Annotated in this window: 10 protein-coding genes and 1 pseudogene; 7 read left to right on the forward strand and 4 right to left on the reverse strand. The window is 53.9% G+C overall.

Going from position 1 to position 19,654, the window contains the following annotated elements:
• Positions 1-651: 651 nt before the first annotated feature.
• Both N0B15_RS16015 and N0B15_RS16020 read right to left on the reverse strand, forming a co-directional pair.
• Entirely contained in the window at positions 652-3,858 is a 3,207-nt protein-coding gene (locus N0B15_RS16015; protein ID WP_263020716.1) for an ATP-dependent DNA helicase, read from the reverse strand.
• A gap of 99 nt (positions 3,859-3,957) precedes the next feature.
• Positions 3,958-4,338 (reverse strand): hypothetical protein, encoded by a 381-nt coding sequence (locus tag N0B15_RS16020; RefSeq protein WP_263020717.1) that lies wholly within the window; start codon positions 4,336-4,338, stop codon positions 3,958-3,960.
• 615 nt (positions 4,339-4,953) lie between these two features.
• Between N0B15_RS16020 and N0B15_RS16025 the strand changes: the two genes are divergently transcribed.
• Positions 4,954-7,296 carry an ATP-binding protein gene (locus N0B15_RS16025; RefSeq protein ID WP_263020718.1) on the forward strand — a complete coding sequence of 781 codons (2,343 nt, stop codon included), beginning with the start codon at positions 4,954-4,956 and terminating at the stop codon, positions 7,294-7,296.
• 10 nt (positions 7,297-7,306) lie between these two features.
• On the opposite strand, the pseudogene N0B15_RS16030 reads toward N0B15_RS16025, so the two are convergent.
• A pseudogene (locus N0B15_RS16030) lies at positions 7,307-7,482 on the reverse strand (IS6 family transposase); the annotation flags it as partial.
• Positions 7,483-7,848: 366 nt separating this feature from the next.
• Between N0B15_RS16030 and N0B15_RS16035 the strand changes: the two are divergent.
• From N0B15_RS16035 to N0B15_RS16060, 6 genes are all read left to right on the forward strand, one after another.
• Positions 7,849-12,621: a DEAD/DEAH box helicase gene (locus N0B15_RS16035; RefSeq protein WP_263020719.1), complete on the forward strand. Its 4,773-nt coding sequence runs from the start codon at positions 7,849-7,851 to the stop codon at positions 12,619-12,621.
• A gap of 44 nt (positions 12,622-12,665) precedes the next feature.
• Positions 12,666-13,595, forward strand: a complete 930-nt coding sequence (locus tag N0B15_RS16040; RefSeq protein WP_263020720.1) for a hypothetical protein — start codon at positions 12,666-12,668, stop codon at positions 13,593-13,595.
• 3 nt (positions 13,596-13,598) lie between these two features.
• Entirely contained in the window at positions 13,599-14,459 is an 861-nt protein-coding gene (locus tag N0B15_RS16045) for a hypothetical protein (protein ID WP_263020721.1), read from the forward strand.
• A complete protein-coding gene (locus N0B15_RS16050) occupies positions 14,456-17,347 on the forward strand; it encodes a P-loop NTPase family protein (RefSeq protein ID WP_263020722.1) in 2,892 nt (963 codons plus the stop codon). The genes N0B15_RS16045 and N0B15_RS16050 overlap by 4 nt, the downstream gene beginning before the upstream one ends.
• Position 17,348: 1 nt before the next feature.
• Positions 17,349-18,023 (forward strand): hypothetical protein, encoded by a 675-nt coding sequence (locus N0B15_RS16055; RefSeq protein ID WP_263020723.1) that lies wholly within the window; start codon positions 17,349-17,351, stop codon positions 18,021-18,023.
• Between the two features lie 83 nt (positions 18,024-18,106).
• Positions 18,107-18,343 (forward strand): hypothetical protein, encoded by a 237-nt coding sequence (locus tag N0B15_RS16060; protein ID WP_263020724.1) that lies wholly within the window; start codon positions 18,107-18,109, stop codon positions 18,341-18,343.
• Positions 18,344-18,817: 474 nt separating this feature from the next.
• On the opposite strand, the gene N0B15_RS16065 is transcribed toward N0B15_RS16060, so the two are convergent.
• On the reverse strand, positions 18,818-19,654 hold an 837-nt coding region (locus tag N0B15_RS16065; RefSeq protein ID WP_263020725.1), incomplete at its 5' end, for a hypothetical protein.

A 19,654-nucleotide genomic window follows, 5' to 3' on the forward strand; every position in this document is an offset into this window, starting at 1 on the left:
CGGTGGGTTGTACACACTCTCCACCGGATTCTCACATTCCTAGTTACTGACGATTCTAGCTCGGGGTCTCTGGATGTGTCGCTGCGCTAAACTAGAACGGATGGTACAACTGCCAAAGAGCGTGTGATAGAATACGTCTCATACTCGCTTTGCCCGCTCGGTCTGCAGAACCATCTTCTCCCGCAATCACGGTTCGCTCTCCAGCGCTCGCTATGTTCGGCTTTGGGCCGTGGCGCGCATTGGCGGCGTACCTAGAGCACTGCGAAGGTGTGCCGACGACGTCGCACGAGGGACGTCGCTACGTTAGAACCGGGGCGAGGCGCGGTTAGAAGTAAGTGCCAACGAACGAAAGCCGTGAACGAGTGAGGACCACGGCGAGTGAAGGCCCTCGAGTGTCCGAGGGCTTCCAGTGGTAGTGTTTTCGGTAATCGAATCCGCCCCAACACCGCTCGAAGAGGAGACGGTACCGCTCGCCGGTGATTCCGAGCGACAACATACAATAGTTTCAGAGCAGCTTGAACCGATCGATGACATGCTTTCAGCAGGGTATTCGCTACCAGGAATATGAAGAATATCTATTGGAAATGCCTGTATGACACGCTCACCAAATCAATAGAGAATTAGGCCACGCGCCAGACGCTGAAGTCTGGTTTACCGGTCGTCGTAGTCGCGGGCATCACAGTCCCACCGGAAATCACACTCTGCGCACGTTGCCTCGTCCGGAAGGTCGTCTTCGTCTAACTCGTCCCAATCGTTAAGCCTGCGAACGGATTCAAGCTCTTTGACCGTCTCCTCAAAGCGTGCCATTGCGGCACGGACCTCGGCCTCAGTGAAGTCTAACTCGAGGCGGGTGCCAGACTGGTCTTCTTCGCCGAGGAAATACAACACGGCACTGTCAGGGTACTCTCCATCTTTCTCCTCGTAGAGGCCAGCATACACGAGTAGTTGTTCACGGTAATCGTCGAGATAGCCCTCACCGGGTTTGGGGCGCTGGCTCGCTTTGTAGTCGCAGAGTTTGTTCTGACCAGCGTCGCCGGCGATCACGTCGGTGACTCCAGTTAGGATGAACTCGCCCGCATTCCGTCGAAGTTTGCACTCGGTGTCAATGATCTGTGGGTAAAGCTCGGGTCCGGTCTGGACGTTGAACCGCTTGACGTGTTTGAACACGGCGTCAACCGCATCCCGTCCCATCGGCATGACCCGCTGGTCACGGAGCGACTCAACGACGCTCTCGAATTCGGTCCGAAGTGCCCTCTCGTCAGGTGCCGTTCCACCAGGAACCCCATCGACGTTGCCGTTGTAGTAGCGATGGGCCCAGTCCAGCGTCTGGTGGACGGCCAACCCGGCGAACAGCTGGGTCCCGCTTCCAGCAGCAAATTCGTGTTCAGTGTGATAGCCATACTGGCGCTTACACCGTCGGAATGAAAGTACATCCGCGACGATCGAGTAGGTCCGTCGCACGTTGTCCGCTGCCGGGGGACCGACGGTCCGCCCACCGGAGTTGAGAGTGGCCCCTTGATCAACCCGCTGATCAGCGTCGAACCAGCCGACACCAACCGGACTGGTGGCGTCAGTTCCGAGTGAGGGCAGAACAGTCCTGCCGTCGGCATCTTCGAGGTACCAGTCGGTTCCCAGTAAGACGAGGTTCTCCTCGGCACGCGAGTGCGCAACGTAGAACTGCCGGACCAGGTCTCGTTCGGCACGTGTTGGGACGTCTGTTGGCGGGGTGCGGTCGGTGTAGTCGCTCAGCAGGTCGGCGACACGGGGCACGGGATCACCCTCTTCCGTCTCGTCGTAGGTCTTCTCCGGCGTCAGCTCGAGACTCGCGAGGAAGACCACAGCGAACTCCAGGCCCTTGGCTTGATGAACCGTCATTACCTGCACGTGGCCGCTCGGGAAGATGTCGTACTGGTTCTCCGGATCGTCGAGCCCTGCAGTTTGGAGGTACTGGCAGAACGTCCAGTAATAGTCGCTCAGGAACCGCACCGAGACGGTGTCGTACTGGTCGTGGGAGGTACGCGTCAGCTTTCGGTTCTCAGTGACGCCCTCGGCGATCCCCTCGAAGGATTCAAGGAGTTGGCTGAGTTTTCCCAATCGCTTGGCGCGGTTGACGTGATTATCGTCTTTCGTCCAGGTAGAGAACGGTTCGAACGACCGGATCCGATTGTAGAGGTCGACTGTGGAGACGTTAGCAACAGTCCCAGAGGATGCACTTCGGATCCGGGTGGCAGTGATTTCGAGATAATCCGCAAGGGCGCTGGCGCCGTACTGATCAATCACGTCGTCTAACGTGGCGGTCCACTCTTGAAAGTCGGCACCGAGAACTCCATACGGGAAGACATTGTCTTCTGCCCACTCGAGGCCGGGGTCGAAACAGGCCGCTAGCGCTGCGAGCATCGCCTGGATCTCCTCGTGCTGGAGGAAGCCCTTGTTCCGCGGGTTGTGGACCGGGATGTTGCGCGCCTCCAACGCGTTGACACACTCCCCGACGAACGTCGTGTTTTCCCACTGGGGCCAGTACTCACGCGTACTGTGAGCGAGGAGCGCGACCTGATTCAGGTCCTGGACGTAGCCGTCAGCGTGGAGTTGCTGGACCTGGTCGGCGAAGGCCGCCGCCGCTTCCGCTTTGTTGTCTTCTTTCAGCAGGTGGACGCTCGGGTGGTCGACGGCGTCGCGTGCCGCATTCATCGGCTCCTTGCCGGGTGCCCGGGCGTCCTCCGCCTGCATCACCGGGTGGTAGCCAATGTGGCGATTGACCCAGTCGACAATCTCCGGTCGAGACCGGTAGTTCCACCGTAATTGTTCCGTGTCGATTTCGTTTCGGTTGATCCCGAGATAGTCCGAGAGGCGGTCAGGGAACTCGATCAAGCAGTCGACGGTCCCGCCACGGAACCGGTAGAGCGCCTGGTCGTCGTCTCCGACCACGACCAACGTCGGGACCTCCTCAGGCATCAACTCGGCGAGTCGGAAATAGATCGCCTGCTGAAGAGGGTTGACATCTTGGTACTCATCGACAGCGATCCGCTGAAGCGCTGGCTCGCTGCGTTGGATATCACCCTGTGCAAACCGCTTGCCACCGTCTGTCTCAAGGAACCCCAAGAACCGTTCTTGCAGTCGTGCGAAGTCACACCGCGACTCGGCACAGAGTGTTTCGAGGTACTCTTGGTGCCCCTCTGCAAGCCGTTGGAACTCGGGGCGTTCAGAGTCGGCGAGCTGTTCGGTGTTGACCCGGAGTTGTGAGAGTCGGTTGAACAGCCGTGTCGCTGTGGTCGCGGCCGCGCCTCGGGAGCAGGTGCCGTCGTCATTGAGCCGTGGAACGATGTCTCGGAACGTGGCAGCATCTCCGTCGGCGAGAACGTCGACGTACTTGCAGTGGCGTGCGACGAACATCTCCTGGGCATCTTCGTCTAGGAGGTCGACGTTGCGGTAGTCATCGAACCTGTAGTCGCGCATGATCTCGCCCCAGAGTTGGTGGCCAGTCCCGACGTGCAACTCGTCGATAGAGAGGATGTCGGCGTAGCCGAGTGCACCGAGATCGCGTTCCAGGCGCTGTTGCAGGTTTTCGGCGGCCTTTTCAGTGAAGGTGGTCAGGACGATCCCGCCAGGTGGTACTCCATCTACCAGTAGCCACTTGAGGACGGTTACGTTGGTCACAGTACTTTTACCGGAGCCTGGGCCAGCAGTAAGATGGAGCGGGCCCGTCTCGTGACGGATGGCCGCTACCTGATCGTCGTCGAACGACCAGTCCGGGGTGTCGGTCTGGACCTGTCGCACCGCTCGCATGACCTCGAGGAAGGTTTCGAGTCCGAGGTCACCCGGGGGCGTTTCCGGTCCAGGTGTGGGGTGTTCGTCTGTCACGGTTAGATGCCCTGAGAGGGCAAAGCCCGCCGCCCGAGTCGAACGGGACGTACTCCGAACGGGAAGACATTACTGGTCGAGTTTATTAATATCCTGTTGTTACAGCGGTGGGTCGATCAGCATCCAGTTGTTGGCAGTACACTCGGTACAGTTCGCCATCGCGTCCGCGTTTGGTTCTTTCATACCGCAGTGTTGGCACTCGAGCGTCGGCGACTCGTCGGTAAACAGGACGGTTTCACCGCGTGCGTACACGACCGTCGCAACGTGCGTGTGTTGGCGGAGAAGAACGAGAGGAACGCCGGAGTCCTGGGTCAGGCGTGCCTCAGTGTACTGTTTGCCCACGACCTCAACGCAGAGGCCGGACTGGAACCGGTAAGAGAGCTCGGCCTCCGTCACCATCACCGAATCCGACCGCTGAATGTACCGCTGGACGGCATGAGACGAAACTGCTGGCGCCGAACCGTTGTTGCTGGTTGTCATCGCCCCTCCGTTCCGGCTTCCGGCAGAAGAGCGAGCGTTACTACTAAGTCTGTGTGGGTAGTATCCTTCATTGCGACTCCAAATTGGCCGTTTCAGCGGCCTTTTCTACTGCGTGGGTGTTGTCGCACCCACGTGACACCGTGCAAGAAGCTTCAGCTTCGGTCGTCACCGACCAGTCGCCTACGCCGAAACCCCCTATCGCTTGCCACAGTAGTCTATTGGATGGTTAGATACTTATACTTTTGGGAGGGTAGTGACATCACCAGTTCGTTATTCTCGCCACTAAGAAATCCTGCCAGGCCAAAGGGTTCGAATGACAGTTTTCTCCCGCCCAGTCACCGATACTGTCGGAGTAGCACACGAAAACTCATCATGGATCCGTTCGGAACCGCTAATTGGTGCTATTTGGACGTGACCGAGGACGGCACTGGCTATGTGTGCAGCCACGCAAGAAGGTTCAATAAGGGATACCGCTGCCAAAACCAGTCTGACGAAGACGTAACATTGTCCCATACACCACATTTATATACTTGTGCGCTACTATGACCCCATAACAAGATGTCGACGGGCGCTATCGAGTCTGAAATCAGCCGATTGTAGTATACCGACAAACGTATGAGCGAATCACCCGAACCAGCTGGACTCCCAGAATCGGTGCAGTATCAGCCCCTTCCTAACATATATCAGGCATTCGCTGCGGGGGCTTCTCCGTATGCAATTGTTACCGAGACAATCGACAATTCAATCGACTTCGTCCGCCGACAGGCGCTAGACGGTGCGAAGCATCCGGAAACGTTAGAAGTTAAAATTCAGTACGAACCGGTGTCAGAACCTGATTCCACAAACGAAGATGCCATTATAGAAAATAGTGGTTCTGGCCGATTGATCATTGTTGATAACGCTGGCGGCGTTCCACCAACTGAACTGTCTCGGTTTTTTCAATTAGGACACACCGATGCCCCACCAGAAGGCATCGGTCGGTTCGGTGTCGGAGCGAAGCGCCTGATTGGGATCGGTGACCGGATCAAATACGAGTCGCACGCCACCGGGTACGAGGTTGCGGCTGGGTTCGAAATAGATGCTCGCGATCTTAAATCGACCGACAATAATGAGATTGAGAATGATGATGTTTACAAATCGGATGTCTACCGAGTAGACGATCTGGAGGAAGGTCACACGCGGATCATTGTTGAAGACCTGAACGAGAATGTGTGGTCAAATCTCCTAGGACGGGGTGAGAAAGGTGAAATCGACCAAGGTGCGGATAATTCGCTTTGGCGACTCGGCGAGACGTACGAGCACTTCCTTCGAAATGGTATCCATATCGCTGCTCCGACGATTACCGACGAGGGTACCATCGATTTCGAGCTCAGATGGGCAGATTCGGAGCGCGCTGTCACAGTCAATGTCCCTGATTCAATCCGGTTGGCGTGGCTCCCGTTCGATGGACTACATCCGCGCCGGTACGAGGAACTCCCCTTCGCGAACAGCGCCGAGATCGAATTAGAGAACGCTCTCCGGGCCAACATCACCGTGGCTCTGATGCCATCGTCGAATCCGTTAGATGCTGGCCTAACTGTCACGATGAATAACCGGAACGTAATGTTTCGGGATACCGATAACGACCTCTTTTCGACGCGCTATCTAGGGAAGTTTCGTGAATCGCAAGGCCATGGGCGACTTCATTGTACGATCGAGTTACAGGGTCCCGCAGAGAATATGCCATGGTCTGATACCAAGGATAGCCTTGACGGGACACAGGAGGTAACCAACCATCTTCTTAATGTGACGGAAAACGCATTGGGCGAATATCGGCGCCAAACATACGAAAACCTCCCAAAGTGGGTCTTGGCTGCCTATTCTGATGAGGCTCTCGAAGCGTTTGATGATGAGATCCATGAGGACATTCCAGAGAGCGTAGAGAAAATCGACAAATCAAAATCGAAAATAAACAGTCCACGGTTCAATAAGAAACCTGGAACTAGTGCGTCTGGCAAATACTATCGAGCATATCCAGAGCGTGATGGAGTCATCAAGTGCGTCCGGTTACACTCCGAACTCCGCATCCGATCAGACGCGTTCGTCCCCGTTAAATCAAGACCGGCATACCAACGCTATTTCGAGAAGGAACACGATCACGACACTCTAACTGATCTCTCCCCCAATGAGTGTCCTAATCTCAAGCGCTTTGAGGTACCCGTTTACGCAGATGATCCGAACGACATCCCACTTGTCGACGATATAACGGAACTAGCCTTGAGACACGCCACTGAAGAAAGGGTACTGACAGACGAAACCGAAGGTGTCCCTATTTGGCTCTTGCCACGTTATCTGGAGGAGTTCGAACAACAGGGAGGAGAACCAGATACGGCAACCGCTATTGACGAATTCGATTTAGAGGATTGGCGGGCCAAGTACTCTACTTCAGAGGAAGTACGCCGGGGACCGGAATTTAGTGACCCAGAGTCGGAGCCACGCCCAGAGTGGCGTGAGTCAACAGAGAGTCAGCCGACCGACCAATTAATTGAGTTACCTGACGAAACGACTGGATCGCGTAGAGCTCCTGATGAGGAAGACGAGAGCCCCAATGTGAGACCGAGGTCGAAAGCGCAGAAACCAAGGGATCAATCTGACAGAACGAATTTCCAGGAAGGAGCTACCGACACTGATGTCCAGACGAGCGAGGCCGGTGCATTTGAAAATGAGCCACGTTCCCGGGGCACTAATACAGAGTACATTGAAGAGCTTCGTACGGCTTTGGATATGGACAATGATGTGTCCATGGAGTCGGTTGTTGACACTGTGCAGAACCTGCAGAATGAGCGAAAAAGATTGCAGAACGAACGAGAGCAACTCATCAATTATCTCAGAGAACTTGATGAGATTGTCAACTTCACCACTGTCTTTGAGGAACCACCAGATCTCGATGCGTTCCAAGAAAACGAGAGTAAGCATTGAAAGGCACTGTCTAGTTCAGAACCTCCTCAGTTGGTGCTCGGCCGTTCAGGGCTTGGTTTGGTCGGTCGTGATTAAAATGGTGTCTGAACCGTTTGAGCCAGCGTCATGTGCTGACTGGACTGCCCCGGTAAAAGGAGTGAAAAAGCGGACAGTCCGTATTGAGACGGTCTGAAACAACTTTTCGAGGCTCTGGTTAATCACTAGACTGTGGCGACTTTCGGTGGGTATTGCGCCGCTCGAGGCGCCACACTGGGACGATCGCAACGAGAACCTCCTGGAATCGGGCGGTGGCAAACTGATGGGCCGATCTCTGGACGACTGTAAGACAACACAACTCAACGCAGTATGGCAATTCACCGGAGCCGTACAGACAAAAGATCCGTTCCAGCGTCATATCGCGGCAACGAACCCATACACAAATGTAAAAATTGATTATATTTCAAACCCATGTTAAATAAATAATCCGTCTACTGTAGCAGATTTATTTTATCTGGTGGTCAGGCACCAATAGCTATTTGTCAAATGCAAGCCAAAGAAGCCACGACTTTGAGTATGGGTTCTCCACAGGAAGCTCTAGATGGTGCAGTTGATCGCGCTTCCGAGATCATCTGGTGGAACAGATCGCTGACGAAGTTAAATCAACAGGAGGGGATTGACAACGCCGAGTCGTTCGTTGGGTCCGAGCTCATCGAATCGAAGGGGCCATACGTCGAATACGTCCGTACTCCAAAGGCACACGATACCACCATTTCTGATTTCCTGAACTCTCACGGCTATCATGATCTCGTTTCAGAGGCTGCAGTGGATGTCTTATTCGACGGTGATGACTCACTCCCGCTTTATCAGCATCAGGCAGAGACGATCGATGCCATCGAGAGCGATACGAACGACAATATACTGGCGGTTCCGACCGCAACGGGGAAGACCGAGTCATTCTTTCTTCCGGTTTTAAACCACTGTCTTCAGACTGACGAGCCTGGGCTGAAGTCAATCATCATATACCCAATGAAGACGCTAGAGGTGGACCAACTCAATCGATTCATCCGTTATCTCGACCGCATCAATCAGGACCTCGAAGGTGAGAAAATCAAGATCGGGATATGGGACGGCGATACCGAGGAATCCGTCGGCACTCAAAATTTCCAGATTCAGTCGGGATCATACATTCGCGGACTAGAGTGTCCCCGAACGAAGGGGAAACTCCGTGTGAAATCGAATTTTAACGTCGGAACTGACAACCATGACTACCCGTGGATACGGGTTACGCGGAGGGGCATCCGAAGCGGAGTCGATATTCTTTTGACCAACCCCGAAGCCTTGGATTACATCTTCGTCAACGATAAGTCAGAGACGCGAGGGTTGGTCGGCGAAGAACCGAGCGAACATCCTGTGGAGCACATCGTGTACGACGAGGCTCACGTCTGGTCCGGTATTAGCGGTGCATCCGTCTCCCTGCTCTCACGCCGACTGAAATCGTTCTACAGTGCGAGAGATCCGCAGATAACGATGGTGTCCGCGACCGTGGACAACCCAGCTGAGCTCGCAGCTTCGCTGACCGGCAGTAAGGAGTCAGAGATAAATGAGGTGCTATTTACTCCCGAGCCAGTTCCAGTCGACGGTAAACCGGACTTCGGACGAATAGAACCGTGTTCGCTAGAAGAGATTGTCCAAGTTCTCATCCACGCTACGCAGGGAACGACAGCAACGCCTGATCTAAGAGAACAATATCCTGAACTGGCGAACGCGATTTCGACACTTCAAGATATAGATGTTTTAGCAGGAGGCAACAAGTTGCGTGTTCGTTCATCAGTAGAGCAGTGGCTTCTCCCCCCTATCGAATCGACCATCGATTCACTGGTCAATACGGACAGGTACGACGACCCGCTCGACATCGCAACATCGGAAGAGGGAGTGGAACGAATCGTCAACAGAGTACTCGACTCCGAAAACATCGGGAGTAACTGGAAACAGTTTGCCGCTGAGAACATTCCTGAAGTCGGAGCGCTCGCAGAACTCTTCGAAGAAGGGGCTGGGAGTGTCCGGTTCCGGCATTACGATGATCTGTTAAATGCGGTTGATGCCGAATCCGTTGATGACCCCGAAGGCGTACTTTCGACGGTGATGCTCTTGGGTCGACTCGGTCGAATTCTCACTGACAAGTATCATACGTTCCTGAAACCGCCGTCGAAAGCGTACTGGTGCAGCGGGTGTGCAATAGTATCCCGGCATAACAGTTGTCGTGAATGTGGAACCGAGATCCCAGAACTCCAGTTCTGTCGTCGCTGCCATCACCCATACGTCAATGAGGACCGAAGAGGTGAGACGGAGTTCGTTCCACTGAACGCATCGGAAACGGGCTGTTGCCCGGGGTGTGGAGAGAAACCATCCCTTCAGGACATCAACGTTCCCACGTCGACGTTATTGTCGTTCATGCTGACCGAGCTCTGCAGGCAGACACCGTCAAAGAAGACGCTCGTCTTCAACGATTCGCGGAGCTCAGCTGAGACGGTTGGCGGAGAGATCATAGACACCGAATACGGGCTGATAGCAGAATCACTTTACATCGAAGAGCTCCTGAAGGCCGGTGATTCAAAGGAAGCATCGGAGATATACTTCGATGTCAGCGATCGACTGAAAGAGGAGTACTGGAAACCGCTCAAGGAGAACGCGATCGATGAAGAGGGGGCGACCTACGAAATCCTCGAGGATATGCGCCAGCAGATTCAGCGGAAAGCGTCCCTTCAAAACTGTCGGCATCTCACGTCGGCTGCGCTCGTGACGTCCGAGTACCTCTCTGATTTCTCAGATCCCCTCGCGCTCGCTATTGGGCACGAAGTCTTCAACATCTTTACTCAAAATCCGAATGTCTCATTCCAGCGTAACCGCATTCCGATTGAGGGGCTAACATACGATCGGCTACGGAACAAGGTCTCCAACGGACTGCAGTTCAGCGAGGAGGAACTCGATCAGCACCTTCCCCGTATCCTGGCGCGACTCGAGGAGGCAGGGTTCGTTCACCAGCCCCCGTGGGACGAACTGACCCAACAGGTTCACGATAGCGGCGAACCAGCCAATAACACCGACGGTACACTCACCTATCTCGAGAACGAGCGAGAACGTCTCGTTGGGTTCGCCGACTTCGATCAACCGGCCGAGAGCGGCGTCTTCCAGCACGACCTTAAGGAAGATGACTCCGTTCTACGGCTTGTCGAGCGCGTCACGTACTGTACAAACTGCTACGCCGCATTTCCGTCCCCAGAAATCGAGACGCTCGACACCTGCCCACAGTGTGAGCACGATGTAGAGACGTACGAGCGATTCAACAGCACTAACGAGGGATATACTGGAACCGGAGTTGCCAACGTGGAGAGCGACTGGGAGTGGAATGTCGACCACTGGGGAAGCGACATCGCGCAACCAGCAGCCACCGATTCGATAGAGACCATTTCCGTCGGCATCCACAAAGGCGATGTCCCGGCTTCGCTGCGTGGGGCTATCGAGGAGGCGTTCCGAAAGTCGAATCCCGACATCAACATCGTCAGCGCAACGCCTACGATGGAACTCGGTGTCGACATTGGGACGCTCGATAGTGTTACGCAGGTGGGCGTACCACCGACATTAACCAATTACGTCCAGCGGAGCGGCCGAACCGGACGTTCGCGTGGAAGTTCTTCACTCGTCTCGACTGTCATTCGAGGAGAGCATCCCGTCGATAACCACTACTATGCCAACCTTGAGGCGTTCTTCTCAGGGTTCGAACCAGTTCGTGTCCCCGAACCTGAGAACTACGACGAAGTAATGGCTGGACACGTCTTCACCGAAACGCTTGCATATCTCCTTCGGAACCCGGATCCGAAACAGGTGATGGACCAGATCTACTCGCTAAACGAGTCGGCGCTCGATCTCGCAAGTTACCAGCAAGAAGTCCGCAAACGCTTTCGCATTCTCGAGGTGTTCCTGAGTGAGGACCCACAGCGGACGAACGTTGAGCGACACCTACGGAACATTTTCGGCCCACGCGGTGTCGATATCTTCGAGATGATTTTCTTCGAAGAAGGTCCGTTGAACCTCCAGCAACGCGGAAAACGGACGTTCCAAACACTCGCTAACGTTGATGGATCCGTTCAGGCAGTAACTTCGCTGACAGAGCGCTACCGTCGTCTGGACCGGTGGACCGGGCTACTAGGATATCTCGCAAACTATCGCGGCTTCGGTTCGCAATTCCCAATAAAAGTCAGCGACAGTGGAAGCGACGACATTCGATTCGAGACCTCGGGCCGACTGTTCGAGGTATTCCCTGGTCCCGAAAATGACAGCGGAGCAGTGTTCCGACTTCAAGGTACGAAATACATCGTCACTGACGTTCACGGAAGTCCCGACGAGATCACTAAGACCGGAATCTGCCAAAATGAGGATTGTAAACGCCCGTTTGAGAGTCACGATCTTAAGTACGAGGTGTGTCCACATTGCTGCTCTCCGCTACGCAAAACCGCGATTCATCCGATTGCCTCGGTAACCTGCAAGAAGGCAGTTGGTGGACAGAGAGGATACTCGACACGTCCGATATCGACGGTTCACATCGATCAGACAGAGACTCACGAAACGGATACCGTCGATCTGTTCGGGTTAAAGTGTGATCTGTCGATTGGTGATTTCGACGTCGTTGACTTCATCTACGCGTTTGAGCAGTTCCACTCTCGACGAAGCGAGAAGAAGACTCTTCAATCCGAAGCAGTGGTGGACGCCAGCGGAGACTCAAATGTCGATGATCCTGACGCCTCGTTAGACGATCTGCTCAACGAAGTCGACGGTACGACGTACCGACCGGTGGGCCAGCAATATCATACGCGTGGTCTCCGATTCCAGTTCGAGCGGTCGGCGATCCGAACCCGATTCGACGAATATGCACAGAATGATCCAAACGCGTCGTGGCCAGCTGCTCTTGTGAGCCTCGAGCAGGCTCTCGAGAAAGCCATCGCGATCATTGCCGAGTGTGACCGAGACGACTTCAGAGTGAAGGTCACGGATACGGAGGAGATACTCGAAGTATTCATGCTCGACAGTCGCGAGGGTGGTAACGGCGTAACCTGGCAAGTGCTCGAGGCACTCCGCAAGGGTGCCTCGCTCGAGCGTCGAGTCCGTGAAGTCGCTGGTTGCGAGACCTGTTCAAGGTATTGTGACCAGTGTCTATTGCTCGCACGGACACCAGCGTTCTATCTCGAGAACAACTTGCTGGACAAATCCGCGCTACAGGCAGTTATCGACAGTGATATACACATAGATAACACGGCGAAAATAGGGCCCACTCTAGAAACTGATTATTGATGTGTCGAGTTCCCCAGTTTAAGAAAATGAGGTGGAAGTGATAGATGAGGTGGCGTAAGTTCGAGTCGCTGATCTCGGAGAGTTCAGTGGTATTCATTTCCGATCCGGTCAAGAACGGGAACGTAGAGGGGGTCCTGAGAGTATTACCTGCCGTATTGTATAGCGGCTTCGGCGACGTCACGTGCCCGAAATCTTGGCTTCAACTAAAAGATCCGTCGCGACATCACGCGTACGAATACATGTGGCACCTCATACAGGATATCGACCGGCCGGTGTTCGATATCGTGGCTGTGACGACCCAATACTATGAAGATAAACTCCCGGTCTACAGTCTGCAAGGGTTAGTCAACCGATACTCGGTATCCGATAGACAAATCGTCGTAATCGGAAACAGCGAGGACTTCGAGCTCTCAGGAACTGTCCGGCCATTCCGGGAGGATCCGGTCGTAGACCGAACAATGGAATATTCGGAGGTATACGGTGCTTACGAGCAACACTACGAAGCCCACGGTATGAAGTTGCCATTGAAAGAGACGAAGAATCTCTACCTACACGACAACGCGAACCTGTACGAGATGGCCACTGGTACCTCACTCGACTCAGTAGAAGAATTAATTGAGATTCTGCCAGATGCACCGTATCTCCCAATCCTTGACAACCTCTCATCCATTTTTGCATCCCGCTCGACGTATGGAAGCAATCCATTGAAGTCGACTAAAGCGATCGAGTCGTTCGGCAAGTGGCTTCGACGCCGAATCGAATTGGACTACAATGAGGCCATTGACATCGCACGAACGATCAACGACTACGCCATTGACCACGAGCAGTTGTTCGACAAGGCGAGTCGGACTCGAATGCCGAACATCAACGACGCACGGACCGCACGCCGCAAACTGTCTCCAGAAGAGAGTCCGATACACGAGCGATACGATGCCTGGTTGTCGAATGCTCTGCAACCAAATATCCACCAATAGACCATGATAACGAGCGAACAATACGTACTCAACGTCGTCCAGAACCCAAAGCTCCTCGAAATCGCCTATCGGGCGATTCAAGCGGGAAACGTGGAGGTGGACGAAATAGTAGCCAACACGGGGCTTGAATCCGACGACAATGGGAACGGGACGGTTGAACAAGCGACGAACGGCCTCCTAACGTTTGGTATGATCCGAAAATCAGAGTACAAATATCATCCCGAACCCCTCGCGTTCGAAACTGACGATTGGGGGTTAAACTTCCGGATGACGATGCTACACAATATTACCAAGGAGGCTAGAGAAGCCGACTGGGGAAAACAATCGGCTGTCGTTCTTAATTACGAGTGGCTCCTCAACAACAAACAGTACTTCAGCGGTACGAGCAGCGAGCTTCGGAATAAAATCGACCGCTGGCATCAAGAGCAGGGATACGAGCCACGGAACAACAACGGGGAGCGAATGAAACTCAATCCGGAGAAGTTCAACCATTGGAGAAACCAGGCTGTGTATCTTGGCCTTATTCACCCCACGAAAGGACGATCGAGCACCTACACCGTCGCACCGGACCCCAATCTTGTTGCGGCATCGGTGTACGCTGCCTGCGAAGAGGACGGCGACGGCGATGGCATCGAGACACAGAAATACGCTGATTGGATCAATCAGAACCTGCTTCGAGTACCGTTGACGACGGAGGGAAAGTTCACAAAGCCGTTTGCAAGCACTCTGTATCGGCTCGCCAAGAATGAGCGGATCGCTCTCGTCAAGCATGGTGACCACGCACAGGTCGGACTTGAAGGAGTGGCGATCGATTCGAATGATGGCATCGCAAAAAACGCGAACTACATCACGGTGAACGCATGAGTTCAATCAAACAACCCAATGGGTCGTTATGTCCGCATTACTTCGATATCGATGAAGAACTCCTGAGCCAACTTTCCAGCAAGGTCGCAAAAGTCAGGTCAGAGGACAAGGAACTCTTCGATTTCACCCATCACCGTATCACCGTTTTCGATGCTCTCGCCGAGGATGAAGTAGAGATTTCTGAAGAGGAGATCTACGAACAGTTTGATAGATATCGTCCGAAGAACTTCGTCACGGTCATTGAGGGTAACGTCGGGACAGGGAAATCCGAACTCTGTGCGTACCTTTCGCACCAACTCCAAGATGATAGGCGACCGGTCCTCCATATCGACAAGAACGCTGATCTCCTTACCATCATGGCCGAAGAGATTCCCCAGTTCTATCGAGAACACATCGGTGGGGAACTCCCCGGAGTGAGTAACGTCGAGCGACTCCAGAAGCACGTCCGTCAGAACCGGGATACCGTTGCCAGTCTCGTCGTTGCAAAGGCCATACTTAATATCACAGACCTAGACCACACCGATGTCAACCTTACAACAGGAGAACGAGAACAACTCGAAGAGTTCGTTCGTAAAAAATTGACTGCGATCAGTCAGCGTGGTGACCTCGCAACGAAGGTAAGTTTCGTCGATCCAGGTGAGATAGAGACCTTCTCCTATCTGAACGTCTTCGAACAGAAGTTATTGGAAGAGGCGGCAGAAGCGTGGAACGATGCGATCTGGGAGGCTGTTAGGGACGAATACGACACGCCGTCATTGGATCAGCTCCTAAAACGCGTCGGTCAGGATTTCGGTGAAGACCGCCCGGTGCTCGTGTTTGAGGATTTCTCTATCTCGGCCCTCGATGCAGCAAAGCTCCGCGACTTCATGGAAGACGACAGTACGGAGAACAACTGGGACTTCATTATTGCGGGAACACAGGATTCGACCGAAATTCTTCACACGCAAACCGGATTAGAACGTCACAAGTTTTACCGGACGAACCGACCGAACTCGAGTAGAGTCCTCTTCTTGGACGAAGACTCGTGTGTGAATTTTATCCGCCCATATTTAGGTTACATCAAGCACGGTGACGGGAGCGTTTCGTACAAACGAGACGAAACCAATGCCATTATTGACGTCGAATCGCCAGCGACCGATAGCGTGTGCGAACGATGTGGCTTCTGCGATGACTCGTTCCGGGACCTGTTCCCGTTTAACGAGGGCTTCCTACGACAGATCTACCACGGCCTCGACGATGATGACCAGCGACCCCGCCAATACGTCCAAAAAGTGTTCAACGTTCTCGAGGACTACCTCGAGGAGTTCGTCGATTCACCCGCCAGTTCTGATGAGTTAAACGGCCTCCACAATTCCCGTACTGTACACGACGACATCTACAGCAAGGAGCCTGTGCGGCAACTCGCGAAGTGGCACGGCGAGGAGAACAAAGAATTAGACATTCTAGTCGTCGACGCGCGCTTTCCGCAAGCGTTCGGGTTCGGTAAAAACCTCGTAGATGGCCTCCCGATTGAGCGACAAACCGTTTCCCCAGACCATGGAAACAAGCGTGAGGCGTGGATCATCCCGAAGACGAAACAACAGAAGAAACAAAAGCGGAAGAAAAAGAAGCAGAGGGCGAAGCCAGATCCAGAAGTGAAGAAAATCGAGGAAGTCAAGGGATACCTCGACACGTGGCGCGAAAATACCGATGCACGCGTAGCGGCGGACCTCGACGTCTACATGCGGACAGCACTCAAGGATGCGTTAGACGAACTCACGGAGGGCTTTGTGCTTCAGTCTGACGGTGAAATCGAGTACCTCATCGGCGGGAACAACGACCCATTCGTTCTCGAAGGACAGGGAATCCGAAATAGAGATCAAATCAAGATAGATCCGGCGGACTTCACGACGTCCGATCTGCTAGCACTCCTCCGGTACGGTGTTTACCGCGAAATGAGGCCGCAGCAGGCTGACGAAGCGGCACTGTTCGACAAGGTCGGGACTCAACTCACCGGCTATGCTCGCGAGTGGCGGTCGACGATCCGAACAGAATATCTCGAGGCCAATCCAAACCTCTTCGTTCGGTCTGCTCGCCACAATAAGTTCGAAGACCTCATCGTCGCCCTTTGTGGCGTCGCTGCAATGTTGGATGATCCGTGGAAGGAAGTTACTGCAGACCGCATCCAGGATGCATACTCGGCTGATAAACTCACGTTAGATGGTGACCTGAAGAACATTCTTGAGGATCGACTGGTGCAAGAAAAACAAGACGACATCACCGCATTTATGCACAAATCAGAATATATCCAAGGGCTCGTAGGTGACTACTTCGCAGCGAGTGATAGTGTCCTCGACCTCCAACGGGTCCAAGAGCATCTCTCTGAAGCACCTCCGACTGAGGTCCTAGATAATCTCAAAAAGAGTGGGATCCAGAACTTACCTTCCAAACTTCGGTTTGACAGTAATACGTCGGTGAAAAATCTCGCGTCCGCAGGCTACAATGTAGCCGACGCGCTCGACATGGTTGCGGGTGACGAAGACGCTCCGGCCGCAGCAAGCTTTCTCAATCACCAACTACGCGGCATCAACATATTAAACGCTAAGGAGTACATCGAAAACATCAGGACTTATGACGACGTCAGCCCGGACACGAAAGAAATCCTAGGAAAGTTCACCATTTACTCACAAAACGATATCCACGAGGTTCTGGGCGCATGTACGCTCCAAAGGGATTTATCGGAGCGAAGAGGAACACACGCGTTAATTCACGGGACGCTGGCTGGACTAAAGATATACGAACATGAACTCACGGCTATACTTACACAGATTGATCTCACGGGTGAACGGGCTGGCGGCGATATGTCTGAGTTCGTGAAACTGAGCGACCGCTATACGGGAGGGTTGTAACATGCCGACGAGCGAATTTGAGACCGAACTGAAGAACTACTACGAACAGAAACGGCAGAGCCAGTTGACCACTAAGATCGGGCAGGCGGCGGGCCTCATGCGGGAGACGCTCTTGCTTTGCGCAGTCTACGACGAAGTGTACGAAGGGATGATCACTCCAGAGGGATCAACTCGCGACGACGTCGAAACGCTCCGCTCTCACGTCCGGAACAGTGAGTTCAATGCAATCGAATCCAAAATTGAGGGGACCCTCGCCGATTTGGAAGAAGAACGAGACAAAGTGCGCGAAGAACTTCAGATCAGCCTTCGCGACACAGAGGATCGTATCAAAGGTTTTCGGTCGCTAAACAAGCGTATATGTGAAATTGACGAAAAGCGCATTAATAATCTGTTCCAAACCATCGGAGGACTCAATGACGCCCCTCCCGACGAAGGGCGGGAATTTGGACAGCTAGAGAGCGAGGTTCGAGAAGCAGCCAGCGAGTTCGTCCAAGAACTCGAGGCGGTCGAAGACGATCTTTTCCAGGGGTTCCGTGGCAGTGACATTGAAGAGCAAGTTCGATCGCTCCTACGGGGGGAGACGATGCACCTCACTCAACCGGAACGAAATGAACTGAACGCACTCAGGGAGTCACAACTCGGCCCGTACCTGACGCTGTCCCTGGAAGGCGAATAGCAGCAACTGACAGTCGCTGGTCGCTCACCATTTCTACAGATCCAGTTCGAACCACTCGAAAGCTGCCAGTGACAGCGACTGTAATGGTGATGGAAATCATATGTTTGGGCTCTGGTGAATCACTAGACGACGGCGACCGCCAGTGGAAAATCGCGCCGCTCGAGGCGCCACACGGGGACGGTCGCGACGAGAACCTCCTGGAATCGGGCGGCGGCAAGCTGATGAGCCGGTCTCTGGACGACTGCAAGACAACACAACTCGACGCAGTATGGCGGTTCGCCAGAGCCGGTACAAGAGAGTGTGACTTGGAGGATGGCTGATTTGCTGTTACAACGTAGCCGATACAGTTCGGGTATTCGTCTATGAAGGCCCCCAACAAGCTCACATCAGCGTCATAGATGCTAACTCGATCGAAGTTCCGTTCGATGATCGTCAAGAGGGCGCTCTGTGCACCCTCACGGTCGCCGTAGATATCACTGATTTGCATAATGATCAGTTCGATCCTCTTGAGGTCGTTCACTCGATCGGTATCTTATGAAATTACGACTAATCGTGAGTGGGATGAGTCTGATCCGCCCCTCCTCAGCAGTTCAAAAGCGATTCCCGACGGCAGTCTCCCGTCGAGTGCCGGTATTACGCTGACGAACTCGAGTCATCTTCAGACGTTTCTCCACGAATACGCTGATGCGCCCGGATTCGAGATTATGTACAAAGCCGTACAGACGACGAACCAGACGTACAGACTCGAGCGGAATGGGAACTCTCACGGTTAGAATAAGGGGAGGAAGACTCCACTACGACTCGATCTGCTGGACATCGAGATACGCTTCGAGTGCAGCCTGTACGACGTCGTCTGGCGTTTCACAGGGACATTCCTCGTTCGTGACGAGAGTCTCAACGATCACCCGATACCGTTCGAACGCTTCGATCTCGAGCGTCCTCATCACGTCTGTGATACCGATGTGCTCTGCAATTGCTGTCGTCACAACGTCTCCCGAGTCTCGAGCGTGATCGTCACCCTGTACGACCAATTCGAGTATCCGATTGAGAACAGGGTCACAGTCAATGGTAACATCGATCCCGGTCGTCGTTTCGAACTGACCGGGATCCAGTTCCGTACCGACGGTTGAGGACAGGAACGCCTCCAGCGCGTTGTCTACCAGTTCGGTTCGAGAGGGTTCGGATCCCGACGTGGAGACTGTAAGCTCGAGTAACATGGCGATACTCGGTGACAACTCGACGACGAGTGGTTCCTGATCGGGTGCTGACGACTCGTTCACGGTCGTGGTCTGCTCACGTGACTTCGCCTCGCGACCGGTGGCGGCAGGTTCCGTTGTCGATGACTGCTCGTCTGCAGTACTCAAGTCACTGTTCGATGGGGGTGAGATGGTCTTGGACTCTCCAGTATCGAATGTTGGGAGTAGTTCGTCAAGTCGAGCAAGTACTCGGTCGTGGTTCGCCGACGAGATACCGTCAAATTGGCTCTGGTGAATCGCCAGACTGCGCCGACTTGATCCGTCAGAACGAGGGAGTTGAAGCGGGAAACGGCGGATGTCTATGTCCAAGATTTCCCGCTTCACTGGGAGAGTCGTGACGTTGGCTAAAAGTGCTGTTGGTGGCCGAGGCGAATC

The organism is Natronobiforma cellulositropha, from assembly GCF_025629245.1.
GTDB lineage: Archaea > Halobacteriota > Halobacteria > Halobacteriales > Natrialbaceae > Natronobiforma > Natronobiforma cellulositropha.

Coding starts and splice junctions, on each gene's coding strand:
- N0B15_RS16020 (WP_263020717.1), bottom strand. CDS start 4,338: ATGACAACCAGCAACAACGGTTCGGCGCCAGCAGTTTCGTCTCATGCC.
- N0B15_RS16025 (WP_263020718.1), top strand. CDS start 4,954: ATGAGCGAATCACCCGAACCAGCTGGACTCCCAGAATCGGTGCAGTAT.
- N0B15_RS16035 (WP_263020719.1), top strand. CDS start 7,849: ATGGGTTCTCCACAGGAAGCTCTAGATGGTGCAGTTGATCGCGCTTCC.
- N0B15_RS16040 (WP_263020720.1), top strand. CDS start 12,666: ATGAGGTGGCGTAAGTTCGAGTCGCTGATCTCGGAGAGTTCAGTGGTA.
- N0B15_RS16045 (WP_263020721.1), top strand. CDS start 13,599: ATGATAACGAGCGAACAATACGTACTCAACGTCGTCCAGAACCCAAAG.
- N0B15_RS16050 (WP_263020722.1), top strand. CDS start 14,456: ATGAGTTCAATCAAACAACCCAATGGGTCGTTATGTCCGCATTACTTC.
- N0B15_RS16055 (WP_263020723.1), top strand. CDS start 17,349: ATGCCGACGAGCGAATTTGAGACCGAACTGAAGAACTACTACGAACAG.
- N0B15_RS16060 (WP_263020724.1), top strand. CDS start 18,107: ATGGTGATGGAAATCATATGTTTGGGCTCTGGTGAATCACTAGACGAC.